This window comes from Leclercia sp. 119287 (genome assembly GCF_009734485.1).
Lineage (GTDB): Bacteria > Pseudomonadota > Gammaproteobacteria > Enterobacterales > Enterobacteriaceae > Enterobacter > Enterobacter adecarboxylatus_C.
On the sequence record NZ_CP046445.1, the window covers coordinates 497201 to 522294 of the forward strand.

Below are 25094 nucleotides of genomic sequence, written 5' to 3' on the forward strand. Positions count from 1 at the left end.
TGCGCATTAGCGCTTCGCGACCTGTTTCTGGTAGCGCACGGGGGTGATGCCGTACCGACGCGTAAACGCCCGGGTCAGGTGCGACTGATCGGTCAGGCCCGTCGCGGCGGCCACTTCTGCCGCCGGGAGTCCTTGAGTAAGAAAGGCTTTGGCGCGCCACAGGCGGATCGCCATCAGCATCTGGTGGGGCGTGACGTGAAAATGGGCCTTAAACTGGCGCTGGAAATGATACGGGCTGAGCGACACCACCTGCGCCAGCTCATCGAGGGTCAGGGAGTGCATATAGTTGTCATGCAGATAGTCGCGCACGCGCTCGAAGCGATGCGTCCCTTCGTGCAGAACCGGGGCATGGCGCGCCAGCGGCTGGAAGGTATCAATCAGATCCAGCAGCATTCCCTTTTGCGCCAGCGGATCGTCGGTATGCCACAGGCCATAGATCAGCTGCCCGATCTGCTGCGAACGGCGGGGATCGTGGCGGATGACCTCGCTGAACCACCAGTGGCGGATGCCCGTCACCTCTTCCAGCAGATCCGGCTCGAGGTAGATCATGCGGTAGCGCCAGCCGTCGGCGGTTTCGGCCTCGCCGGTATGCAGCTCATCGGGATTCATGGTCACAACGGAATGGACGGGAGCGACGTACTGCGTCCCGCGATAGCGAAAGCGTTCGGCACCGGCTTCAATAGCGCCGATACCGAAGGCCTCGTGGGTGTGGGGCTCAAAGGCGTAGCGGGAGATATGAGCGTGATACAGCTCCACGCCCGGCAGCTGCGCCAGATGGCGGAAGCGCGCGCTGTCTCTCTCATCAAAGAACTGTTCGGGTACGCCTTGCACGGTGAGCCTCCTCGCGGGTCAGATCTCATTATCAGAGATGACCCGCAGGGATGCCACAATAATTAACCAGCTTTTAACAATTACAGGATGCCCTTCACGCTCTCGGCCAGAGTCGTGGTCGGGCGACCCAGCAGCGCGCTCAGGGTGCGGCTGTCATCAAACAGACCGCCTTTCGAGGCACCCACATCGGAGTCGGCCAGCATATCCGCCAGGCCCGCCGGCAAGCCCACGCCCTTCAGCGCGGCGGCAAAATCGGCCTCGCTCAGGTCCTGGTACGCCACGTTTTTCCCGCTCTGGCGGCTGAGTTCGGCAGCCAGGTCGCCTAACGTCCACGCCTGGTCGCCTGCCAGCTCATAGACTTTACCGGCATGACCCTCTTCGCTGATGACGCGGGCCGCAACGGCGGCATAGTCGGCGCGGGTGGCAGAAGCGATTTTGCCTTCACCCGCAGAGCCGATGAAGACGCCATGCTCCAGAGCCGGTGGGGCGCTGGCGAGGTAGTTTTCGGTATACCAGCCGTTACGCAGCAGGGCGTAAGGAATGCCGGAGGCTGCCAGCGCTTTTTCGGTGTCGACGTGTTCCACGTGCAGCCCCAGCGGGGAAGTGTCGGCATGCAGCAGGCTGGTGTAGGCGATAAATTTCACGCCCGCCGCCTTCGCCGCGTTAATCACGTTCTGATGCTGCGGCGCACGCTGGCCCACTTCGCTGGAGGAGATCAGCAGCAGTTTATCCACGCCCGCAAGCGCGGCACTGAAGGCGGCCTGGTCGGTGTAATCGGCCTGACGGACGGTCACCCCCTGCTGGCTCAGCGCGTCGGCCTTCGCCGGGTTACGCACAATGGCGACCAGCTGGCTGGCCGGAACGGTTTTCAGCAGCTGTTCAATAACGAGTTGGCCAAGCTGGCCGGTAGCGCCGGTAATCGCGATCATGATGAATATCCTTCGTCTCGTGTGAATGTTGTGGCACACTAACACTCAAGCTAACTTTTAGTAAGTACGTACAAAAAGGTAAGTATCAAATGACGAATCCAACCCTTAGCGAGCAACTGCGCGACGGCAATCTCTTTGCCGAGCAGTGCCCTTCCCGGGATGTGCTCAAGCATGTGACCAGCCGCTGGGGCGTGCTGATCCTGGTGGCGCTGCGTCAGGGGACGCACCGCTTTAGCGATCTGCGCCGCAAGATGGGCGGGGTGAGCGAGAAGATGCTGGCCCAGTCGCTGCAGGCCCTGGAGCAGGATGGGTTTATTAATCGCGTGTCGTACCCGGTGGTACCCCCGCACGTGGAGTACAGCCTGACGCCGCTGGGAGAGGAGGTGAGCGAGAAAGTAGCGGCGCTGGCCGACTGGATCGAGCTGAATTTACCCCAGGTGATGAGCAACCGGGACGAGCGTGCGGCGTGATGCCGGGTGGCGGCTGCGCCTTACCCGGCCTACACAACGCACTTGCTGCTATTTGCTCAAATCTAATTGATAAATCGCGAATCCGATCTCATCGGTCGCGACCTGCTGCATCGGATACTGCGCTTTCTCTTTGATAAACGCCGCCGCTTTCTCTGATGGCGATATCTCAAAGCGAACATCCAGCTTCACGTCGCTGTGGATCGGCGCCAGACGCCAGTTGTTATCCGCTGCCGGGTGGATTTCACCCGATTTTTTCGACTGCTCACCGATCCATGCCGCCAGCACCGAGCGGTTCTCGTCCGGTGAGGCGAAGGCGATATGGCTGTCGCCGGTCCCGGCAAACTTACCGCCGTAGGCGCGATAGTTGTTGGTTGCTACCAGGAAGGTCGCTTTTGGATCAATGGGTTTGCCGTTGAAGGTCAGGTTTTTGATACGCTCCGCCTGAGCATTCACCACCTGGCACTCGCCGTCATATTTCGCCGGCCGGGAAACATCAATCTGGTACTCCACGCCGTCGATCACGTCGAAGTTATAGGTGCGGAACCCGTCCCAGTTGATCAGCGACTGCGGCTGGGTGCTGTTCTTATCGATTTGGTTGAACTGTCCGGCCGAGCACTCCAGCCACTCCTTCACCTCCTGACCGGTGGCTTTGACCACCACCAGGGTGTTCGGATAGAGATAGAGGTCGGCGGCGTTACGGAAGGTCAGCTGGCCTTTTTCCACTTCGACGTAGCTGGCCGGATCGTTCTTGCGCCCGCCCACCTTAAACGGCGCGGCGGCGGAGAGCACCGGCAGTTTCGCCAGGTCCGGATCGCCCTGAATATAGCGCTCCACGTAGGCTTTCTGCGCCATGTTCACCACCTGCACGGTGGGATCGTCCTGCACCAGCGACAGGTAGCTGTACATGTTGTCGGAAGACTTACCGATCGGCTTGCTGACAAACTCGCGGGTGGCGTCGTGGTCGTGCTTCAGCACCTCGACGATCTTTTTATCCTCGCCCACCAGCGCTTTTTTGGCCGCCAGATCGTAAATCGGTCGCGCTTCGGCCTTCGACTCAGTGACCTGCCATTTGCCGCCGTCATTATTCAGCACCAGATCGACCACCCCAAGGTGATCGCCCCACATGCCCGGCATCACTGCCGGCACGCCGTTGAGCGTCCCTCTGGCAATGTCCGCCCCTTTAATGCTGGCGAAATCTTTGCCCGGGAACACCGCGTGGGCGTGACCGAAGAGAATGGCGTCGACGCCTTTCACTTCGCTGAGGTAGTAGACCGAGTTTTCCGCCATCGCCTGATACGGATCGGCAGAGAGACCGGAGTGGGCCACCACCACCACCAGATCGGCGCCTTTCTCGCGCATCTCCGGCACATACTTACGGGCGGTTTCGGTAATGTCGTTGACCGTCACTTTGCCGCTCAGGTTGGCCTTATCCCAGGTCATGATCTGCGGCGGCACAAAGCCGATATAGCCAATCTTCAGGGTCTGCGCTTTCCCGTCCTGGTCGACCACGGAAGTCTCTTTGATCAGATAAGGGGTGAACAGCGGCTTGTTGGTCTTAACGTCGATGATATTGGCGTTAACGTACGGGAATTTGGCCCCGGACAGCGCCATGTGCAGATAATCCAGCCCGTAGTTAAACTCATGGTTACCGAGGTTGCCCACCGCGTAATCCAGCGTGTTCAGCGCCTTGTAAACCGGGTGGATATCGCCCTTTTTCAGACCTTTCGCCGCCATGTAATCGCCAAGCGGACTACCCTGAATTAAGTCCCCGTTATCGACCAGCACGCTGTTTTTCACTTCGCTGCGGGCGGCGTTAATCAGGCTGGCGGTGCGCACCAGACCAAACTTTTCCGTCGGCGCATCTTTGTAGTAGTCGAAGTCCATCATATTGCTGTGCAGGTCGGTCGTTTCCAGAATGCGGAGATCGACCGTCGCCGCCTGTACGCTCGCTGCAATCAGCGTCGCCAGGAGCGTTGCGCTAAACTTAATCATCAGAGGAGTCCTTTTTTTGAACCAGGCCACAAAAGAATATGTATCTATATTTTTTTGCTTACAGAATTGTGAATCCTGCCAGAAAAAAGATCCCTGAAACCGGAATTGCTTCACAGATAGCGGATTTATTCACAATGCGATATAAATAAAACAAAGAGTTAAACCCACTGTGTTAACAAAGAGGTGGAGAATGTTAGATAAAATTTGTCAGCTCGCACGGGATGCGGGCGATGCCATCATGCAGGTCTATGATGGCAAGATCCCGATGGACGTGATCCAAAAAATCGATGACTCACCGGTGACCGCCGCCGATCTCGCGGCGCACGGGGTGATCCTGCAGGGTCTGCAGGCGCTGACGCCCGATATTCCGGTGCTGTCAGAAGAAGATCCTCAGCCCTGGGACGAACGCCAGCACTGGCAGCGTTACTGGCTGGTCGATCCCCTGGATGGCACCAAGGAGTTCATCAAACGTAATGGTGAATTCACCGTGAACATTGCCCTGATTGAGAAAGGCAAAGCGGTGCTGGGGGTGGTCTATGCCCCGGTGCTGAAGGTGATGTACAGCGCCGCCGACGGCAAAGCGTGGAAAGAAGAGTGCGGCGTGCGTAAGCAGATTCAGGTGCGTGATGCCCGTCCGCCGCTGGTGGTGATCAGCCGTTCGCACTCGGATAACGAACTGCAGGAGTATCTGCATCAGCTGGGTGAGCATCAGACAACCTCGATTGGCTCCTCGCTGAAGTTCTGCCTGGTGGCAGAAGGGCAGGCGCAGCTCTATCCTCGTTTCGGGCCGACCAACGTCTGGGATACGGCGGCAGGCCACGCCGTTGCCGCCGCCGCGGGAGCGCACGTTCACGACTGGCAGGGCAAGCCGCTCGACTATACCCCGCGTGAATCCTTCCTCAATCCCGGCTTCCGGGTCTCGCTTTACTGACCGAGCAGCTTATGCAGCAGGGCAATCACCTGCTGCACCTCTTCCTGGGTCAGCGCCCCGTCTTTCGCCCACTGAACGCGGCCCTCTTTATCCAGTACGGCCGCCGCTGAACTCTCTTCTTCCAGCTGCCACGCGCCGCGTGCCGTACCGTTACTGTCGACGATGATCTGCGACCACGGATAGAGCTTTTTATTGCTCTCCAGGCTGCTGCGCACAAACATGCCCGAGCCCGGGATCGCATCGTCGGTGTTGACGATGGTGGTGGTCTGGTAACTATCTTTTGGTAAATGTGCCGACTTGATCGCTTCAATCAAGGTTGCGTTTTTCTCTTTTGCCGACGAGCGGCCGGCAATATGTAGCACAACTCGCACTTTGCCTGGGAGCTGCGCGCTATTCCATTTTTTGTAGCTAAACTCATTATTGTCGAGGATCAATTCTCCCCGGTCGGCAATGCCCACCGGCGGCACACGTTGTCCCTTCTCGAAATTATGTGCAGAAGCCATCAGTGGCAGCAACAGGCAGGCAGTTGCCAGGATGTTACGTAGGGTCATGGTGTTTCCTTATTTTTTTGGCAGGTGATCCGACCACTTGGTCATAGCTTTTAATCATAAGTGCGATCGCGGCGCTTTACCCGCAATCCCGGTGCCAGAGTGAGGGGGAACGCACATATCTGCACAAAAACGAAGGCATATACTGTTCGAAAGTGACCATTGCAAAGAATATTCTGATTATTTGTCATCAAAAGGTAAATAAACTTATGCAGACTGGGTGTCACCGTTTTTCTCGTCTATAGTCATTGGGCAACAAAATTTGCGCTCCAGAGAGTCGGCCCGATTGTGGCGCCGCAAGAGCGTATGATTCGCAGGAGATAATAGAATGAAAATTTTTCAACGCTACAATCCGCTTCAGGTGGCGAAATACGTAAAAATCCTGTTCCGTGGACGGTTGTATATCAAGGATGTTGGCGCTTTTGAGTTTGATAAGGGCAAAATCCTTGTCCCAAAAGTGAAGGATAAACAGCACTTTTCTGTGATGTCCGAAGTCAACCGTCAGGTTATGCGTCTGCAAACTGAGATGGCTTAACCAACGTGCTATGCAGTAAAAAAAACGGCTCCCAAAGGGAGCCGTTGATGTTTCTGGCTTAGGCCGAAGCGTTCTCTTCGGCATCCGGCAGTTTCGGCACCAGCACGGTGGGCTTGTTGTCGATGCGCGTCACCAGCAGCTGGTCGATGCGGTAGTTGTCGATATCCACCACTTCGAACTTGTAGCCCGAGAACTTCACCGAGTCGGTGCGTTTCGGGATCTTACGCAGCATAAACATCATAAAGCCGCCAATGGTCTCGTAGTTGCCGGACTGCGGGAACTCGTCGATATCCAGCACGCGCATCACGTCGTCAATCGGCGTGCCGCCGTCCACCAGCCATGAGTTCTCATCGCGCGCCACAATCTGCTCTTCCAGACCCTGGCCCACCAAGTCACCCATCAGGGTGGTCATCACGTCATTGAGGGTTATGATCCCCACCACCAGCGCGTATTCGTTCATGATCACCGCGAAGTCTTCCCCGGCGGTTTTGAAACTTTCCAGCGCCTCGGAGAGCGTCAGGGTGTCCGGGACAATCAGCGTATTGCGGATCTGCACGCCGCTGTTCAGGGCCAGGCTCTGGTTCGCCAGCACGCGGTTCAGCAGGTCCTTGGAGTCGACATAGCCAATGATGTGATCGATATCTTCATTGCAGACCAGGAACTTGGAGTGCGGATGTTCCGCCACCTTGGTCTTCAGGCTCTGCTCGTCTTCGTGCAGATCGAACCAGATCACGTTCTCGCGGCCGGTCATCGACGACGGCACGGTACGGGACTCCAGCTCAAACACGTTCTCGATCAGCTCATGCTCCTGCTTACGCAGCACCCCTGCCAACGCACCGGCCTCGAACACGGCGTAAACGTCATCAGAGGTGATGTCGTCTTTACGCACCATCGGCAGCTTGAACAGGCGGAAAATGGTGTTCGCCAGGCCGTTAAAGAACCACACCAGCGGACGGAACACGAACAGGCAGAAGCGCATCGGGTTGATGATGCGCAAAGCCACGGCTTCGGGCGCAATCATACCGATGCGTTTCGGGGTCAAATCGGCAAACAGAATGAACAGGCCGGTCACCAGCGAGAAGGAGAGGATAAAGCTCAACTGCTCGGAGAGTTCAGGGGAAAAGTACTTAGAGAACACGCTATGGAACACCGGGGAGAAGGCGGCATCGCCGACAATACCGCCCAGGATGGCGACCGCATTGAGGCCAATTTGCACCACGGTGAAGAACATCCCCGGGTTTTCCTGCATTTTCAGCACACGTTGAGCATTAATATCGCCATCATCGGCGAGAAGTTTGAGTTTAATTTTACGGGACGCGGCCAGGGAAATTTCTGAAATTGAGAAAAATGCACTGACGGCTATCAGACAAAGTATTACTAAAATACTGTTTAACATATCTTATCCGGCTTCTCGCCAGATCCTCGGAGGGAAGTTGGTCACACAGGGTTGTAGACATTTTGAACACCGGTCCGAAGCGGTAGGCCGGTTATTTCAGCGGCTAGTATAGCGTAACGAACTGTAAAGTCGCCAGAGATCACTTTTTGAGCCGGTTCTGCCCACAAACAGGCAGAACCGGTTTACTGTTATGCCAGCTGAGGCGGCAGGCAAACGCCAATACCACCGATACCGCAGTAGCCGTACGGATTTTTATGCAGATACTGCTGGTGATCGTCTTCTGCGTAGTAGAACGGCAGAGCGGTGGCGATCTCGGTCGTCACCTGACGGTCGTCGTTGGCGTCGCGCATCGCCTGCTGGAAGCGCGCCAGGCTGTCGCGGGCCGCCGCGTCCTGTTCCGGAGTGAGCGGATAGATCGCCGAGCGGTACTGGGTGCCGTGGTCATTACCCTGACGCATGCCCTGCGCCGGGTCGTGGTTTTCCCAGAACACCTGCAGCAGCTGTTCGTATCTGATGACGTTTGGGTCATACACCACCCGTACCGCCTCGGCATGGCCGGTCTGGCCGGAGCAGACTTCGCGGTAGGTTGGGTTAGGGGTATAGCCGCCGGTGTAGCCCGCCGCAGTGCTGTAGACCCCCGGCAGCGGCCAGAACAGGCGCTCCACGCCCCAGAAGCAGCCCATCGCGAACAGGGCGATCTCCATCCCGTCGGGAACATGGGTCATCGAGTGACCGTTCACGGCGTGCAGCGTGGCGACGGGCATAGGGGTGTTACGTCCCGGTAATGCATCCGCCTGAGCAACAAGGTGCTTTTTATCGAATAAACTCACGGTGTGACCTCCGGGTAGGTGATGTTTGGGTTAAGGTTGTCACGACGCGTTTAATTGAACACAATAAATGCGGTGAATGAGTCTAGATTTAAACATAAGAAATATTAGGTTGTTTAACCATTTTTCAACCCGTGAATTGGGTTTTGGGCTTTATGCCGTGATCTGCTGCGGAGCGGCACTTCATATGCTTCCAGGGGTGGAAACAAGGATATTCAGGAGAAAACGTGCCAAAAATCCGCCAGTTATGTTTAGTCAGTTTCTTGCTGACAAGCGGAGTCGCCGATGCGGCGAATGTTCGTTTGCAGGTTGAGGGGCTATCCGGCGCGCTGCAAAAAAACGTACGCGCACAGCTCTCCACGATCCAGAGCGACGAAGTGACGCCAGACCGTCGCTTCCGCGCCCGCGTGGATGACGCCATCCGCGGCGGTTTAAAAGCGCTCGGCTATTACGAACCCACCATCGACTTTGAGTTGCGTCCACCGCCGGCCAAAGGGCGGCAGGTGCTGATTGCCCGCGTCAAGCCGGGCGAGCCGGTGCTGATCGGCGGCACGGACGTGGTGCTGCGTGGCGGCGCGCGCACCGACCATGACTACCTTGATCTGCTGAATACGCGGCCGAAGAACGGCACCGTGCTCAATCACAGCGATTATGACGGCTTCAAAAAAGATCTCACTAAAGTGGCGCTGCGCAAAGGCTACTTCGACAGCCAGTTCAACAAAAGCCAGCTGGGCGTCTCTCTCGACCGGCATCAGGCGTTCTGGGACATCGATTACGACAGCGGGGAACGCTACCGCTTCGGCGATGTGACCTTCGAAGGCTCGCAAATCCGCGACGAGTACCTGCAGAACCTGATCCCCTTTAAAGAAGGCGACTATTACCAGTCGAAAGATCTGGCCGAGCTTAACCGCCGCCTCTCTGCTACCGGCTGGTTTAACTCGGTAGTGGTGGCCCCGGAGTTTGATAAAGCGCGCAAGACCAAAGTGCTGCCGCTGCATGGCGTGGTCTCGCCGCGCACCGAGAACACCATCGAGACCGGGGTCGGCTACTCCACCGACGTCGGTCCGCGGGTAAAAGCGACGTGGAAAAAGCCGTGGATGAACTCCTACGGCCACAGCCTGACCACCAACGCCAGTATCTCCGCGCCCGAGCAGCAGCTCGATTTCAGCTATAAAATGCCGCTGCTGAAAAACCCGCTTGAGCAGTATTACCTGGTGCAGGGCGGCTTTAAGCGTACCGATCTGAACGATACCGAAGCCGACTCCACGACCCTCGCCGTGTCACGCTACTGGGACCTCTCCAGCGGCTGGCAGCGCGCCATTAACCTTCGCTGGAGCCTCGATCACTTTACCCAGGCCAACGTCACCAACACCACCATGCTGCTCTATCCTGGGGTGATGATCAGCCGGACCCGCTCCCGCGGCGGGCTGATGCCGACCTGGGGCGACTCCCAGCGCTATTCAGTGGACTACTCCAATACCGCCTGGGGCTCGGATGTTGACTTTGTGGTGGTGCAGGCGCAGAACGCCTGGATCCGCACCCTCTATGACCGGCATCGCTTCGTGATGCGCGGCAATCTGGGCTGGATCGAAACCGGCGACTTCGAGAAAGTGCCGCCGGATCTGCGCTTCTTCGCCGGGGGCGATCGCAGCATTCGTGGCTATAAATACAAATCCATCGCGCCGAAAGATGACGACGGCAAGCTGATTGGGGCCTCGAAGCTGGCTACCGGCTCGCTGGAGTATCAGTACAACGTCACCGGAAAATGGTGGGGGGCGACCTTTATCGACAGCGGGGAAGCGGTGAGCGATATCCGCCGCAGCGACTTTAAAACCGGCGCGGGCGTCGGGGTGCGCTGGGAGTCACCGGTCGGGCCGATCAAGCTCGATTTCGCCGTGCCGGTGGGGGATAAAGATGAACACGGTTTACAGTTTTACATCGGTCTGGGGCCTGAATTATGAGTTTATGGAAGAAAATCAGCCTCGGCGTTGTGCTGTTTATCCTGCTGCTGCTGTCCGCGGTGGCCTTTCTGGTGGGGACCACCAGCGGGCTGCATCTGCTGTTTAAGGCGGCTAACCGCTGGGTACCGGGGCTGGAGATTGGCCAGGTCACCGGCGGCTGGCGCGACCTGCATCTGAAAAACGTCCGCTATGATCAGCCGGGCGTGGCGGTCAACGCCGGGGATCTGCACCTGGCGGTGAAGCTCAGCTGTTTGCGCGACAGCAGCCTGTGCATCAACGATCTGTCGTTAAAGGATGTCTTCGTGACGATAGATTCGAAAAAAATGCCGGAAGCGGCGCCGCCCGCCGAAGAGGAGAGCGGGCCGCTGGATCTCTCCACGCCATACCCGATTACCCTTAGCCGGGTGGCGCTGAATAACGTCAACGTCAAAATCGACGACACCACCGTGTCGGTGATGGACTTCACCTCCGGCCTGCGCTGGCAGGAGAAGAACCTGACCCTGACCCCGACCGCTTTGCAGGGGCTGCTGATTGCCCTGCCGAAAGTGGCGGAGGTGGCGCAGGAAGAGATCGTCGAGCCAAAAATTCAGAATCCGCAGCCGGAAGAGAAGCCGCTGGGCGAAACGCTGAAAGATCTCTTCTCTAAACCTGTCCTGCCGGAGATGACCGACGTTCATCTGCCGCTGAACCTCAATATCGAAGAGTTTAAGGGCGAGCAGCTGCGCCTGACCGGCGATACCGATCTGACGGTCTTCAACATGCTGCTGAAGGTGAGCAGTATCGACGGCAACATGAAGCTCGACGCGCTGGATATCGACACCAACCAGGGGAGCGTCAACGCCACCGGCAATGCGCAGCTGCGGGATAACTGGCCGGTGGATATCACCCTCAACAGCAGCCTGAACATCGACCCAATCAAGGGTGAGAAGGTGAAGCTGAAGGTCGGCGGCGCCCTGCGCGAGCAGCTGGAGTTTGGCGTGAACCTCTCCGGCCCGGTGGATCTGGTGCTGCGCGGCCAGACCCGGCTTGCCGAGGCGGGCCTGCCGCTCAACCTGGAAGTGGTCAGCGAACAGCTCTACTGGCCCTTCACCGGCGAGAAGCAGTATCAGGCCGATGACGTGAAGCTGAAGCTCACCGGCAAAATGACCGACTACACCCTGTCGTTCCGCACCGCGGTGAAAGGGGAGGGGCTGCCTCCCGCCGGTATCACACTGGATGCGAAGGGGAACGAGCAGCAGATCAACCTCGATAAGCTGACGGTTGCGGCGCTGGAGGGGAAAACCGAGCTGACGGCGCTGCTCGACTGGCAGAAGGCGATCAGCTGGCGCGGGGAGCTGAAGCTCACCGGGATCAACACCGCCAAAGAGGTGCCGGACTGGCCATCGAAGCTCGACGGACTGATTAAAACCCGCGGCAGCCTGTACGGCGGCAGCTGGCAGATGGACGTACCGGAGCTGAAGATCACCGGCAACGTGAAGCAGAACAAGGTGGATGTACATGGCTCGCTGAAGGGCAACAGCTACCTGCAGTGGATCATCCCGGGTCTGCACGTGGCGCTGGGCCGCAATACCGCCGACATCAAGGGCGAGCTGGGGGTGAAAGATCTGGATCTGGATGCCACCATCGACGCACCGAATCTTGATAATGCCCTGCCAGGGCTGGGCGGAACGGCGAAAGGGCTGGTTAAGGTGCGCGGCACGGTCGAGGCCCCGCAGCTGCTGGCCGATATCACCGCCAACGGCCTGCGCTGGCAGGAGCTCACCATCGCCCGCGTTCGCGTCGACGGCGATGTCAAATCCACCGACCAGATCGCCGGGCACCTGAACCTGCGCGTCGATCGTATTTCCCAGCCGGGCGTAAACCTCAGTCAGGTGACGCTGGAAGCCAAAGGTAGCGAGAAGCAGCACGATCTCCAGCTGCGCGTGCAGGGCGAGCCGGTCTCCGGCCAGCTGCACCTGGCCGGCAGTTTTGACCGTAAAGAGATGCGCTGGAAAGGCACCCTGGATAACACCCGCTTCGCCACCCCGGTGGGACCCTGGTCGTTAACCCGCTCCATTGCGCTGGATTACCGCAACGCGGAGCAGAAGATCAGCATCGGGCCGCACTGCTGGACCAACCCGAACGCCGAGCTGTGCGTGCCGCAAACCGTTGATGCAGGGGCCGAAGGGCGGGCGGTGGTGAACCTCAACCGCTTTGACCTCGCGATGCTCAAGCCGTTTATGCCGGAGTCTACCCAGGCCAGCGGCGTGTTTAGCGGCAAGGCCGATGTCGCCTGGGATGCCACCAAACCAGGACTGCCGCAGGGCAACGTCACGCTCTCCGGGCGTAACGTGAAGGTGACGCAGGTGGTGAACGATGCGCCGCTGCCGCTGGCGTTTACTACCCTGAATCTGACCGCCGATCTGCATAACAACCGCGCCGAACTGGGCTGGCTCATCCGCCTCGCCAACAACGGCCAGTTTGACGGCCAGATCCAGGTGACCGATCCGCAGGGGCAGCGCAATCTGGGCGGCAACGTCAACATCCGCAATCTCAACCTGGCGATGGCAAACGCCATTTTCTCCCGCGGCGAGAAGGCGGCCGGGATGCTGAACGCCAACCTGCGGCTGGCCGGCAGCGCGCAAAGCCCGCAGCTGTTTGGTCAGATGCAGCTTAACGGAGTGGATATCGACGGCAACTTTATGCCGTTCGATATGCTGCCGAGCCAGCTGGCGATGAATTTCAACGGCATGAGCTCGACGCTGGCGGGGACCGTTCGCACCCAGCAGGGGCAGATCAACCTCAGCGGCGATGCCGACTGGAGCCAGATCGACAACTGGCGCGCGAGGGTGGCGGCCAAGGGCAGCAAGGTGCGCATCACGGTGCCGCCGATGGTGCGGCTGGACGTCTCGCCGGACGTGGTCTTTGAGGCCACGCCGCAGCTGTTCACCCTCGACGGCCGGGTCGATGTCCCATGGGCGCGCATCGTAGTCCATGACCTGCCGGAGAGCGCGGTAGGCGTCTCCAGCGATGAGGTCATGCTCGATAACAATCTGCAGCCGGAGGAGACGCAGCGGGCCTCTATCCCGATCAACAGCAACCTGATCGTGCATGTGGGCAACAACGTGCGGCTGGATGCCTTTGGCCTGAAGGCGAGGCTGACAGGCGATCTGAAGGTCGCGCAGGATAAACAGGGGCTGGGCCTGAACGGGCAGATCACCATTCCGGAAGGGCGCTTCCACGCTTACGGGCAGGATCTGATTGTGCGTAAAGGCGAGCTGCTGTTCTCCGGTCCGCCAGATCAGCCCCTGCTGAATATCGAAGCGATCCGTAACCCGGAAGCTACCGAGAATGACGTGATCGCCGGGGTGCGCGTGACCGGCACCGCGGACGAACCGAAAGCGGAAATTTTCTCCGACCCGGCGATGTCCCAGCAGGAAGCGCTCTCATACCTGCTGCGCGGGCAAGGTCTGGACAGCAATCAGAGCGACAGTGCGGCGATGACCTCAATGTTAGTCGGCCTGGGGGTTGCACAAAGTGGTCAGGTTGTGGGTAAAATCGGGGAGACGTTTGGCGTAAGCAATCTGGCGCTGGACACCCAGGGAGTCGGTGACTCTTCCCAGGTGGTGGTCAGCGGCTATGTACTGCCGGGTCTGCAGGTGAAATATGGCGTGGGGATCTTTGACTCGCTGGCGACACTCACGTTACGCTATCGCCTGATGCCTAAGCTATATCTGGAAGCGGTGTCTGGCGTAGATCAGGCACTCGATTTGCTCTATCAGTTTGAGTTCTAGCAATGCGAATATTTGTCTACGGTAGTTTACGAACCAGGCAAGGCAACAGCCACTGGATGACCAACGCCCAGTTGCTGGGGGATTACAGTATCGAGAACTACCAGTTGTACAGCCTGGGCCACTATCCAGGCGCGGTTCCGGGGAACGGAGCAGTGCACGGTGAAGTGTATCGTATTGATAATGCCACGCTGGCCGAACTTGATGCCTTGCGCACAAGAGGCGGGGAATACGCTCGCCAGTTGATCCAGACACCTTACGGCAGTGCATGGATGTACGTGTACCAACGTTCGGTGGACGGCCTGACGCTGATTGAAAGCGGTAACTGGTTAGACAGAGACCAGTACTGAGATAAACAACGCCACCCTCGGGTGGCGTTGTTTTTTGTTATGCCCCTTCCTGGCGCAGCTTAAAGATCTGCACCGTCTCCAGCAGCTGTTCAGCCTGGCGATGCATCGCCTGCGCCGCCGCGGACGACTCCTGCGAAAGCGTAGCGTTTTGCTGCGTGGCGGCATCCATATGGGTGACGGCCACGTTCACCTGATCGATGCCGGTGCTCTGCTCGTGGCTGGCTAACGAGATCGCCTCAATCAGTTCACTCACCTTGCTGACGCTGTGCAGAATACCGGCCATGGCAACCCCGGCTTCTTTGACCTGACCATTACCCTCATCGATGCGGCTGACAGAGCGATCGATAAGGACGCGGATCTCTTTGGCGGCCGAGGCGGAACGCTGAGCCAGGGCACGCACTTCAGCAGCCACCACCGCGAATCCACGGCCTTCGGTTCCCGCCCGGGCGGCTTCGACCGCGGCGTTCAGCGCAAGGATGTTGGTCTGGAAGGCGATACTGTCGATCATGCTGATAATGGTGTTGATCTCGCTGGAGAAATTATGGATCTCGCTCATGGTCTGCATGGCACGATCCACGGCCTCTTCCCCCTGACGCGCCACCAGACGGGCATTGCGGGCCAGATCGCTGGCGGTGCGTGAATGTTCCGCGTTGCTTTTGACCACCGAGGTCAGCTCTTCCATTGAGGCGGCGGTCTGCTCCAGGGCACTGGCCTGGGCTTCGTTACGGGAAGAGAGTTCATGGCTGCCGCTGGCAATCTGTGCCGAGGCGGTGGCGATGGTCTCGGTGCCGCTGCGTACCCCGGACACAATGCGGGTCAGGTTGATGTTCATCTCCTGCAGGGCATGCATCAGTTCGGCCGTCTCATCGCGACCGGCAACCGTAAAGCGGGACTGCAAATCCCCGGCGGCCACGGTACGGGCGATGCTGACCGCCTGGGCCAGGGGCCGGGTGATGCTGCGAATTAACCACCAGGTCACCAGCATTCCGGCGCCGAGAGTTAATGCCATCGTCAGCACCAGCATCCAGCGGGTCTGCTGATAGCGGGCCTGGTTCTGGTCAGCGATCTGCTGGTGAAGCACCTTTGCGTGCTGGAGGGTGTTTGCCACCACCTCGTCGATCATTCTGGTCGGTTCACGGTCAATGCCGGTGACCTGCCTATCCACGCGCTGGGCGCTGGTCACATTCCCCACCTGATAATCGGCCAGCGCTTTCAGGTACTGTTGCTCCAGCCCGGCGTGGATCTGACGGGTTGCCAGCACCTCGCGATTATCCATACCGATTTTGGGCAGCAGCTCGCTCAAATGAGTGAGCAGCGCCTGGGTGGCCTGGCTCTCACGACTAAAGGCATTTTTGTATTTATCGAACGCCTCCTGTCCCTGGGCTCCGCGCAGCAGGGTGTTTTTCCACTCCTGCACCTGGATCTTGAACTGCACCTGGGCGCTACGCGCGGTATCGATGCTTTCGGTGATGGACTGCTCCATCGTCATAATCTGTTCTTGCTGCCTCAGGCTGTCGTTGTTAATCGCCAGCCCGCGCAGGCCGGTGAAGAGCGTTGCAAGCAGCAACAGTGCGGCCAGCAGCCCCAGCCGCTGGCCAATGGTAAGGGTGTTGAGTTTCATCTGTAGCAGGTATTTCCCTGGTGAAATAAAGCGATCGTGATCACGTAACGAAGGTATCGACCGACGGCTGACAGACTTTAAGAGAGCGAAGGGGGATTAGGGCAGGAGAAACACGCTATCTAACTAATACTTCAGGAGAAAAAGTCTATGTGACAGTTTAGTGACAATTGACGGGCATAAAAAAGCCCCGACGTGTCGGGGCGTTTCGCAGGGTAAGAATTACTTCTTAGCGCGCTCGAAGGAGGCAACGATTTCCGCTTTAGCAGCTTCTGCGTTGTCCCAGCCTTCCACTTTCACCCATTTGCCTTTCTCGAGATCTTTGTAGTGCTCGAAGAAGTGGGCGATCTGCGCTTTCAGCAGTTCTGGCAGGTCGTTCACATCTTTAATGTGATCGTACTCTTTGCTCAGCTTGGTGTGCGGTACCGCAACCAGTTTCGCATCTTCACCGGCTTCGTCGGTCATCTTCAGCACGCCAACCGGACGGCAGCGGATCACGGAGCCCGGCTGCAGTGGGTATGGTGTTGGGACCAGCACGTCTACCGGGTCACCGTCCAGGGACAGGGTGTGGTTGATGTAACCGTAGTTGCACGGGTAGAACATCGCGGTAGACATGAAACGGTCAACGAACAGCGCGCCGGTGTCTTTGTCGATTTCGTATTTGATAGGATCAGCGTTCGCCGGGATTTCGATAACTACGTAGATGTCTTCCGGCAGTTCTTTACCCGCTGGGACGTTGAGTAAGCTCATGTCTGTGTCCTTTAAAATGATTGGTAATCAAGTGGCGAGTATTATAGCCAACTGGCGCCGAATGTCTTCGCCTGTTTTCGCCATTCCCTTCTCGCGGATGCCACTATCAGCCCTTTCTCATGACAAGATAATCCATAAACTCAGCCGCATTTTTAATGGCTCAATGAAAGCGATTACAAACTTGTGATTAACGTTTTATTCACTTCTCTGAAGTGTGATGTAACACACTCCGTTACATCTCGCATTGTCTATAGTCTGTTCGCAGAACACCTTTTACCCAACAATAAACTACCCTACGAGGACGTTCTTATGTGGAAGCGCTTACTTCTTGTCACAGCAGTTTCAGCAGCCATGTCGTCTATGGCGATGGCCGCCCCATTAACCGTAGGATTCGCACAAGTCGGCTCGGAATCAGGCTGGCGAGCGGCTGAAACCAACGTCGCGAAAAGCGAGGCCGAAAAGCGCGGCATCACGCTGAAAATCGCAGATGGTCAGCAAAAGCAGGAAAACCAGATCAAAGCGGTACGCTCTTTTATCGCCCAGGGCGTTGACGCCATCTTCATTGCGCCGGTCGTGGCAACAGGCTGGGAGCCGGTGTTGAAAGAAGCCAAAGATGCCGAAATTCCGGTGTTCCTGCTCGATCGTTCCATCGATGTAAAAGACAAATCTCTCTATATGACTACCGTTACCGCCGACAACGTCCTGGAAGGTAAATTAATCGGTGAGTGGCTGGTGAAACAGGTGGATGGCAAGCCGTGTAACGTGGTTGAGCTGCAGGGCACCGTCGGCGCCAGCGTGGCCATCGATCGTAAGAAAGGCTTTGCTGATGCCATCTCCAAAGCGTCAAACATCAAGATTATCCGCTCTCAGTCCGGCGACTTCACCCGCAGTAAAGGGAAAGAGGTTATGGAGAGCTTCATCAAAGCCGAGAACAACGGCAAAAACATCTGCATGGTTTACGCCCATAACGACGACATGGTGATCGGCGCCATTCAGGCCATTAAAGAAGCGGGTCTGAAACCGGGCACCGATATTCTGACCGGCTCCATCGACGGCGTGCCGGATATCTATAAGGCGATGATCGATAAAGAGGCCAACGCCAGCGTTGAGCTGACGCCAAACATGGCAGGCCCGGCCTTCGACGCGCTGGAAAAATTCAAGAAAGACGGCACCATGCCGGAGAAAGTCACCATTACCAAATCCACCCTCTACCTGCCTGATACCGCTAAAGAAGAGTTAGAGAAGAAGAAAAATATGGGCTACTAAGCTCCAGTGAAAATGCCGGGCGACGCTGCGCTTGCCCGGCCTACGATACGCTTTTTGTAGGCCGGATAAGCGTAGCGCCATCCGGCGTGATGCAGGGGGAACCATGACCACAAACCAACACCAGGAAATCCTCCGCACAGAAGGATTGAGCAAATACTTTCCCGGCGTGAAAGCGCTGGATAGCGTCGATTTCAGCCTGCGCCGTGGCGAGATTATGGCGCTATTAGGCGAGAACGGCGCCGGGAAATCGACCCTGATTAAAGCCCTGACCGGGGTGTATCACGCCGATCGCGGCACCATCTGGCTGGAAGGCCAGGCCATTTCGCCCAAAAATACCGCCCATGCCCAGCAGCTGGGGATCGGGACGGTTTATCAGGAAGTGAACCTGCTGCCGAACATGTCGGTGGCCGATAACCTGTTTATCGGCCGCGAGCCACGACGCTTTGGCCTGCTGCGCCGCAAAGAGATGGAAGCCCGCGCCACGAAGCTAATGGAGTCCTACGGCTTTTCCCTCGACGTGCGCGAACCGCTGAACCGCTTTTCGGTGGCGATGCAGCAGATCGTCGCCATCTGCCGCGCCATCGATCTCTCCGCCAAAGTGCTGATCCTCGATGAACCCACCGCCAGCCTGGATACCCAGGAGGTGGAGATGCTCTTCACCCTGATGCGCCAGCTGCGCGATCAGGGGGTAAGCCTGATCTTCGTCACCCACTTCCTCGATCAGGTCTATGAGGTGAGCGACCGCATTACCGTGCTGCGTAACGGCAGCTTTGTCGGCTGCCGCGAAACCCGCGAGCTGCCGCAAATCGAGCTGGTGAAAATGATGCTCGGCCGCGAGCTGGAGACTAACGCCCTGCAGCGTGCGGGCCGGACGCTGCTCAGCGAGAAACCCATTGCGGCATTTAAGGATTACGGCAGGAAGGGCACCATTGCGCCCTTTAACCTGGAGGTGCGTCCCGGCGAGATTGTCGGCCTGGCGGGGCTGTTAGGCTCCGGTCGTACCGAAACCGCCGAGGTGATCTTCGGCATTAAGCCTGCCGACACCGGCAGTGCCCTGATTAAAGGCAAGCCCCAGGCGCTGCGCTCCCCGCATCAGGCCTCCAGCCTCGGGATCGGTTTCTGCCCGGAAGACAGGAAAACCGACGGGATTATTGCCGCGGCCTCGGTGCGCGAAAACATCATTCTGGCCCTGCAGGCCCAGCGCGGCTGGCTGCGGCCCATTCCGCGTAAAGAGCAGAACGCCATTGCCGAACGCTTTATTCGCCAGCTGGGCATCCGCACCCCGAGCGCGGAGCAGCCGATCGAGTTTCTCTCCGGCGGCAACCAGCAGAAGGTGCTGCTGTCGCGCTGGCTGCTGACCAAACCGCAGTTCCTGATCCTCGACGAGCCGACGCGCGGTATCGACGTGGGGGCGCATGCGGAGATCATCCGCCTGATCGAAACCCTCTGCGCCGACGGCCTGGCACTGCTGGTTATCTCGTCGGAGCTGGAGGAGCTGGTGGGCTACGCCGATCGCGTGATCATCATGCGTGACCGGCAACAGGTGGCCGAGATCCCGCTGGACGCGCTGTCCGTTCCGGCAATCATGAACGCCATTGCGGCATAAGGAGTACATCGTGATGTCACGTTCACTCTCTCAGACCGGCGAGCCGAAGCGCCGCTTCCGCTGGCCCACCGGTATGCCGCAAATCATTGCGCTGCTGCTGGTGCTGCTGGTGGATAGCCTCGTTTCACCGCATTTTTATCAGATTATCCTTCAGGATGGCCGCCTGTTCGGCAGCCCGATTGATATTTTAAACCGCGCCGCGCCGGTGGCTCTGCTGGCGATTGGTATGACCCTGGTGATCGCTACCGGCGGTATCGACCTGTCGGTCGGGGCGGTGATGGCTATCGCGGGTGCCACGGCAGCCTCGATGACCGTAGCCGGACACAGCCTGCCGGTGGTACTGCTGGTGACGCTGGGTACCGGTGTGCTGGCAGGGTTGTGGAACGGCATCCTGGTGGCGATCCTCAAAATACAGCCCTTCGTTGCTACCCTGATCCTGATGGTGGCCGGACGCGGGGTGGCGCAGCTGATCACCTCCGGGCAGATCGTCACCTTCAACGCCCCCAATCTGGCGTGGATCGGCAGCGGCTCGCTGCTGTTCTTTCCGACGCCGGTGATCATCGTGGTGGTGACGCTGATTGCCTTCTGGCTGTTCACCCGCAAAACCGCCCTCGGGATGTTTATTGAAGCGGTGGGGATTAACATTCGCGCGGCGAAAAACGCCGGGGTCAGTACCCGCCTGATGGTGATGCTGACCTACGTCTTAAGCGGGGTGTGCGCCGCCATTGCCGGGATTATCGTCGCGGCGGATATTCGCGGGGCGGACGCCAACAACGCCGGCCTGTGGCTGGAGCTGGATGCGATCCTTGCGGTGGTGATCGGCGGCGGGTCGCTGATGGGCGGGCGCTTTAACCTGCTGCTGTCGGTGATTGGCGCGCTGATTATCCAGGGGATGAACACCGGGATCCTGCTGTCCGGTTTCCCGCCGGAGCTCAATCAGGTGGTGAAAGCGGTAGTGGTGCTCTGCGTGCTGATCGTCCAGTCGCCGCGCTTTATCAGTCTAATTAAGGGGATGCGTGGCCATGATAAAACGTAATTTACCGTTAATGATCACCCTGGGCGTGTTCGTGCTGGGCTATCTCTACTGTCTGACGCAATTCCCCGGTTTTGCCTCGACGCGGGTGATCTGCAACATCCTGACCGATAACGCCTTCCTCGGGATCATCGCCGTCGGTATGACCTTCGTGATCCTCTCCGGCGGGATCGATCTCTCCGTGGGGTCGGTGATCGCCTTTACCGGCGTCTTCCTGGCGAAAGCGATCGGCTACTGGGGTATCTCTCCGTTGCTGGCCTTCCCGCTGGTGCTGGCGATGGGCTGCGCCTTCGGGGCCTTTATGGGGTTGCTGATCGACGCCCTGAAGATCCCGGCATTCATTATCACCCTCGCCGGGATGTTCTTCCTGCGCGGGGTCAGCTATCTGGTGTCCGAGGAGTCAATCCCGATCAACCATCCGGTCTACGACACCCTCTCCAGTCTGGCGTGGAAAATTCCCGGCGGCGGGCGTCTGAGCATTCTCGGGCTGGTGATGCTGGGGGTGGTGGTGATTGGCATTTTCCTCGCCCACCGCACCCGCTTCGGCAATGAGGTATATGCCATCGGCGGCAGCGCGACCTCTGCCAACCTGATGGGGATCTCCACCCGCAGCACCACCATTCGTATCTATATGCTCTCAACCGGGCTGGCGACGCTGGCGGGGATCGTCTTCTCCATCTATACCCAGGCGGGCTATGCCCTTGCGGGAGTGGGCGTGGAGCTGGACGCCATTGCCTCGGTGGTGATTGGCGGCACGCTGCTCAGCGGCGGGGTCGGTACGGTGCTGGGTACGCTGTTCGGGGTGGCGATCCAGGGGCTGATCCAGACCTATATCAACTTCGACGGCACCCTCAGCTCGTGGTGGACCAAGATTGCGATTGGCATCCTGCTGTTCATCTTTATCGCCCTGCAGCGTGGGCTGACGGTGCTGTGGGAGAACCGCCAGAGCTCGCCTGTAACACGGGTTAGCACAACAACTACAAACCAGTAACATACTGAATTTGCTGTAAGTCTAAATCTTTTCCGGTAGCGGCCGATAACCTTTAATTCTGTCCAGATTTATCTCGCTACCGGAAATAACATCATGCTTAAAACGCTATCGATTCGTACCGGCTTGCTTTCGTTACTGGCCGTCATGACCCTCCTGCTGCTGCTCGTCAGCGGTATTGGCATTTATGCCCTCACGCAGAGTTCCGCTTCACTGCAGCGCATTAATCATCTTCAGGGCGAGCAGCTGGTGCAGCTCAATTCGGGCTACACCCTGATCCTGCGCGCGCGCAACGAGGCGGGGCAGGCCGTTCGCATGATGGAGGTGGGCCTGCTGGATGATGCCGCCAAATCGGTGAAGAACATCAATGACGAAATCACTCAGGCACAAACCACGCTGAAAAACGTGATCGATGGCGGAGTAAAGGATCCCGAAGGCGAGCAACTGCTGAAGAAGGTTGCGGCGAGCCTTGCGGCCTATAACGCCCAGGGGATCGTGCCGATGCAGAACGCGCTGAAAGAGCAGAGCGCCGATGCCTATTACGATCTGCTGGAGAACCACCTGGTGCCGGTGGCGCGTCAGTTCGATAACGACATGCAGGCTTTCCAGGCCTGGAGCGACAGCCGCGGTAAAGCCGAAGTGGCGGCGGTGCAGGCCAGCAAAGAGCGGGTGATGCTGCTGATTATCGTCGCCGCGCTGCTGACCGCGGGCATCATTGTGCTGGCCTGGCTGGCCCTGCGTCATATGCTGCTGAAGCCGCTCTCCACCTCTATCGCCCAGCTTGAGCACGTGGCGGCCGGCGATCTGACCCACGCCCTCAGCGCACCCGCCAGCCAGGAGTTTAACCGCCTGAATGCCGCCATCGAAGAGATGCGCCAGTCGCTGATGGGCTCGGTACTGCGCGTGCGCGATGCCAGTTCGCAGATCGATACCGGCAGCCGGGAGCTGACCGCCGGCAACATGCACCTGGCCCAGCGTACGGAGTCGACCGCTACCTCGCTGGAGCAGACCGCGGCCAGCATGGAAGAACTCACCGCCACGGTGAAACAGAACGCCCACAACGCCGAGCAGGCACACCAGGTGGCGAAGACGATGTCTGATACTGCCGATCGCGGCAGCGAAATGGTGTGCTACGTGATTGAGAAGATGCGCGACATCTCCGGCAGCGCCGACCGCATCGCCGATATTCTTAGCGTCATCGACGGCATTGCCTTCCAGACCAATATCCTGGCGCTGAACGCCTCGGTAGAAGCGGCCCGCGCGGGTGAGCAGGGGCGTGGTTTTGCGGTGGTGGCCGGTGAGGTGCGTATCCTCGCCAGCCGCAGCGCCGATGCAGCAAAAGAGATCCGCACCCTGATTAGCGATTCGCAGTCACACGTCAGTGAAGGCAGCGATCTGGCCCAGCAGGCGGGTGAAACCATGGATGAGATCGCCACCGAAGTGATGCGCATGACCCGCCTGATGCGTGAGATTGCCAACGCGTCGCACGAGCAGAGCCGGGGTATTGAGCAGGTGAATATTGCGGTCAATCAGATGGACGAAACCGCGCAACAAAACGCGGCTCTGGTGCAGCAGTCTTCCGCCGCGACGCGCTCGCTGGAAGAGCAATCACGCGAGCTTATCGAGGCGATGTCGTCGTTTAAACTGTCGACGCAACAGGTATAGCCTCATCGCGTTCCGGCGCCGCTGGCGTCGGGATGCTCTCTCCGGCGGACGGCGCGCTGGCGATATGGTCGTGGATCAAGCCCAGCAGCTTTTCCATCTCGGCGGTCAGATGCAGCGCATAGGGCGTTGGCTCAAGAAACAGGCCTTTGCGGGTAAACAGCGGCTCATTAAACAGCATCCCAAAGCGTTTCAGCGCCAGGCTCACGGCCGGTCTGGACATATCAAGACGTAAAGAGGCTTTGGCCATGCTCCCGCACCTGACGACTTCAATAAATACCGGAATCAGATTGAGGTCGATACCAGTGGATGAGCGAGAGAGATTTTTCATTTCTGCTGATTTCCGTTGAACACTATTTGAATGCCGTAATGATGACGGATTGAGTCGGTGGGTTACAGCAGCATTTTTATATAGTGTTATACCGACAAAGGTATAAATCACTGGAAAAACAAAAGGGGCCGGGCGGCCCCTTTTGATCAAACGAATAAATCAGGCATCCGGGTATTCACGGATTAAGCGTTCGACGTCTTCCACCATATGATCGTTGCCGACGAAGAACGAACGGCGCTGGTGCAGACTCTCAGGAATGATATCCATAATCCGCTCTTTACCGTCGCTGGCTTTACCGCCCGCCTGCTCGGCGAGGAAGGCCATCGGGTTGCACTCGTACAGCAGACGCAGCTTGCCTTCCGGGTGGCTGGCGGTGCTTGGATAGAGGTAGATCCCGCCTTTCAGCAGGTTGCGGTGGAAATCCGCCACCAGGGAGCCGATATAGCGCGAGGTGTAAGGACGCTGGGTCGCTTTATCCTCTTCCTGGCAGAATTTGATGTATTTCTTCACGCCCGCCGGGAATTTAATGTAGTTCCCTTCGTTGATGGAGTAGGTGCTGCCTTTCTGCGGATAGCGCATGCGCTCCTGGCACAGGCAGAACACACCCAGTGAAGGATCGTAGGTAAAGGCATGCACGCCGCAGCCGGTGGTGTAGACCAGCATGGTGGAGGAGCCGTAAACCACATAGCCCGCAGCGACCTGCTTGTTGCCCGGCTGCAGGAAATCTTCTTCGGTTACCGGAGTGCCGACAGGGGTGACGCGGCGGTAAATGGAGAAAATCGTGCCGACAGAGACGTTAACGTCGATGTTGGAGGAGCCATCCAGCGGATCCATCAGAACGACATATTTTGCATGTTCACACCCTTCAAAGAGGACGATTTCGTCTTCTTCTTCCGAGGCGATCCCCGCAACGATGTCGCGTGCGCGCAGTGCAGCTTTCAGTTTTTCGTTCGCGAACAGATCGAGTTTCTGTTGAACTTCGCCCTGCACGTTTTCAGCACCGCTGGCACCCAGGATATCGACCAGACCGGCCTTGTTGATATCGCGATGGATGATCTTGGCGCCCAGCTTTATTGCCGACAACAAAGCAGTGAGCTCACCGGTAGCATGCGAGAACTCGTGCTGCTTTTCGACAATAAATTCACCTAACGTTTTCATAACACCTTCCCTGCATTGGATGTTGAGTAAAGTTGTTGATGCCCAACAATCTTAACAAACTTTCAAATCTTCGCGCAGAGGTGAATCGCGCCAGCTGAGTACAGATTTTCCTGAAATGCGTTTCTCTGCTGCTGACATATGC

The 25094-nt window shown here is 58.1% G+C and carries 21 protein-coding genes; 11 read left to right on the forward strand and 10 right to left on the reverse strand.

From position 1 onward, the window contains the following. Window positions 1-6: 6 nt before the first annotated feature. The gene (locus tag GNG27_RS02385; RefSeq protein WP_156262762.1) at window positions 7-831 is read right to left on the reverse strand and encodes an AraC family transcriptional regulator; all 825 of its coding nucleotides are present in this window, start codon (window positions 829-831) and stop codon (window positions 7-9) included. Window positions 832-911: 80 nt separating this feature from the next. After that, window positions 912-1760 (reverse strand): SDR family oxidoreductase, encoded by an 849-nt coding sequence (locus tag GNG27_RS02390; protein WP_156262763.1) that lies wholly within the window; start codon window positions 1758-1760, stop codon window positions 912-914. A gap of 89 nt (window positions 1761-1849) precedes the next feature. Between GNG27_RS02390 and GNG27_RS02395 the strand changes: the two genes are divergently transcribed. Further along, on the forward strand, window positions 1850-2230 hold the full coding sequence (locus tag GNG27_RS02395; protein WP_197090553.1) for a helix-turn-helix domain-containing protein: 381 nt from the start codon (window positions 1850-1852) through the stop codon (window positions 2228-2230). 48 nt (window positions 2231-2278) lie between these two features. On the opposite strand, the gene cpdB is transcribed toward GNG27_RS02395, so the two are convergent. After that, window positions 2279-4222: a 2',3'-cyclic-nucleotide 2'-phosphodiesterase gene (cpdB, locus tag GNG27_RS02400; protein ID WP_156262765.1), complete on the reverse strand. Its 1944-nt coding sequence runs from the start codon at window positions 4220-4222 to the stop codon at window positions 2279-2281. Window positions 4223-4412: 190 nt separating this feature from the next. Here cpdB and cysQ point away from each other — a divergent pair, with 190 nt between their 5' ends. Next, window positions 4413-5153: a 3'(2'),5'-bisphosphate nucleotidase CysQ gene (gene cysQ, locus GNG27_RS02405; protein ID WP_142487985.1), complete on the forward strand. Its 741-nt coding sequence runs from the start codon at window positions 4413-4415 to the stop codon at window positions 5151-5153. On the opposite strand, the gene GNG27_RS02410 is transcribed toward cysQ, so the two are convergent. Next, window positions 5147-5704 (reverse strand): YtfJ family protein, encoded by a 558-nt coding sequence (locus tag GNG27_RS02410; protein WP_142487986.1) that lies wholly within the window; start codon window positions 5702-5704, stop codon window positions 5147-5149. The genes cysQ and GNG27_RS02410 overlap by 7 nt on opposite strands. A gap of 325 nt (window positions 5705-6029) precedes the next feature. On the opposite strand from GNG27_RS02410, the gene GNG27_RS02415 reads away from it, so the two are divergent. After that, window positions 6030-6236 (forward strand): DUF1107 domain-containing protein, encoded by a 207-nt coding sequence (locus GNG27_RS02415; RefSeq protein WP_032616223.1) that lies wholly within the window; start codon window positions 6030-6032, stop codon window positions 6234-6236. Window positions 6237-6294: 58 nt separating this feature from the next. On the opposite strand, the gene GNG27_RS02420 is transcribed toward GNG27_RS02415, so the two are convergent. Together GNG27_RS02420 and msrA are read right to left on the reverse strand one after the other, a co-directional pair. After that, complete coding sequence (locus GNG27_RS02420) at window positions 6295-7632, reverse strand: hemolysin family protein (RefSeq protein ID WP_142487987.1); 1338 nt, start codon at window positions 7630-7632, stop codon at window positions 6295-6297. Between the two features lie 188 nt (window positions 7633-7820). Then, on the reverse strand, window positions 7821-8462 hold the full coding sequence (gene msrA, locus GNG27_RS02425; RefSeq protein ID WP_156262766.1) for a peptide-methionine (S)-S-oxide reductase MsrA: 642 nt from the start codon (window positions 8460-8462) through the stop codon (window positions 7821-7823). 224 nt (window positions 8463-8686) lie between these two features. Between msrA and tamA the strand changes: the two genes are divergently transcribed. The 3 genes from tamA to GNG27_RS02440 are packed head-to-tail and all read left to right on the forward strand — an operon-like array spanning window position 8687 to window position 14540. Next, entirely contained in the window at window positions 8687-10420 is a 1734-nt protein-coding gene (tamA, locus tag GNG27_RS02430; RefSeq protein WP_142487989.1) for an autotransporter assembly complex protein TamA, read from the forward strand. Further along, entirely contained in the window at window positions 10417-14193 is a 3777-nt protein-coding gene (tamB, locus tag GNG27_RS02435; protein ID WP_156262767.1) for an autotransporter assembly complex protein TamB, read from the forward strand. Before tamA ends, tamB begins: the two co-directional genes overlap by 4 nt. 2 nt (window positions 14194-14195) lie before the next feature. After that, window positions 14196-14540, forward strand: coding sequence for a gamma-glutamylcyclotransferase (locus GNG27_RS02440; protein ID WP_142487991.1), 345 nt, complete (start codon window positions 14196-14198; stop codon window positions 14538-14540). Window positions 14541-14577: 37 nt separating this feature from the next. On the opposite strand, the gene GNG27_RS02445 is transcribed toward GNG27_RS02440, so the two are convergent. Then, window positions 14578-16161, reverse strand: a complete 1584-nt coding sequence (locus GNG27_RS02445) for a methyl-accepting chemotaxis protein (protein WP_156262768.1) — start codon at window positions 16159-16161, stop codon at window positions 14578-14580. A gap of 219 nt (window positions 16162-16380) precedes the next feature. Further along, on the reverse strand, window positions 16381-16908 hold the full coding sequence (ppa, locus tag GNG27_RS02450) for an inorganic diphosphatase (protein WP_103178006.1): 528 nt from the start codon (window positions 16906-16908) through the stop codon (window positions 16381-16383). Window positions 16909-17217: 309 nt separating this feature from the next. Here ppa and ytfQ point away from each other — a divergent pair, with 309 nt between their 5' ends. The 5 genes from ytfQ to GNG27_RS02475 all read left to right on the forward strand — a co-directional run bounded on the left by ytfQ (window position 17218) and on the right by GNG27_RS02475 (window position 23466). Then, complete coding sequence (gene ytfQ, locus GNG27_RS02455) at window positions 17218-18174, forward strand: galactofuranose ABC transporter substrate-binding protein YtfQ (protein WP_032616231.1); 957 nt, start codon at window positions 17218-17220, stop codon at window positions 18172-18174. A 103-nt stretch (window positions 18175-18277) separates the two neighbouring features. Further along, entirely contained in the window at window positions 18278-19780 is a 1503-nt protein-coding gene (gene ytfR / locus GNG27_RS02460; protein ID WP_156262769.1) for a galactofuranose ABC transporter, ATP-binding protein YtfR, read from the forward strand. Between the two features lie 10 nt (window positions 19781-19790). After that, window positions 19791-20816 carry a galactofuranose ABC transporter, ATP-binding protein YtfT gene (gene ytfT, locus GNG27_RS02465; RefSeq protein WP_142487994.1) on the forward strand — a complete coding sequence of 342 codons (1026 nt, stop codon included), beginning with the start codon at window positions 19791-19793 and terminating at the stop codon, window positions 20814-20816. After that, on the forward strand, window positions 20803-21804 hold the full coding sequence (gene yjfF / locus GNG27_RS02470; RefSeq protein WP_156262770.1) for a galactofuranose ABC transporter, permease protein YjfF: 1002 nt from the start codon (window positions 20803-20805) through the stop codon (window positions 21802-21804). Before ytfT ends, yjfF begins: the two co-directional genes overlap by 14 nt. A 93-nt stretch (window positions 21805-21897) precedes the next feature. Further along, a complete protein-coding gene (locus tag GNG27_RS02475) occupies window positions 21898-23466 on the forward strand; it encodes a methyl-accepting chemotaxis protein (protein WP_156262771.1) in 1569 nt (522 codons plus the stop codon). Here the strand turns inward: GNG27_RS02475 and GNG27_RS02480 are convergent. Beyond that, complete coding sequence (locus GNG27_RS02480) at window positions 23441-23794, reverse strand: LysR family transcriptional regulator (protein WP_156262772.1); 354 nt, start codon at window positions 23792-23794, stop codon at window positions 23441-23443. The two genes, GNG27_RS02475 and GNG27_RS02480, sit on opposite strands and share 26 nt — an antisense overlap. Before the next feature lie 159 nt (window positions 23795-23953). After that, window positions 23954-24952: a class 1 fructose-bisphosphatase gene (fbp, locus tag GNG27_RS02485; protein WP_156262773.1), complete on the reverse strand. Its 999-nt coding sequence runs from the start codon at window positions 24950-24952 to the stop codon at window positions 23954-23956. Between the last annotated feature and the right edge of the window lie 142 nt (window positions 24953-25094).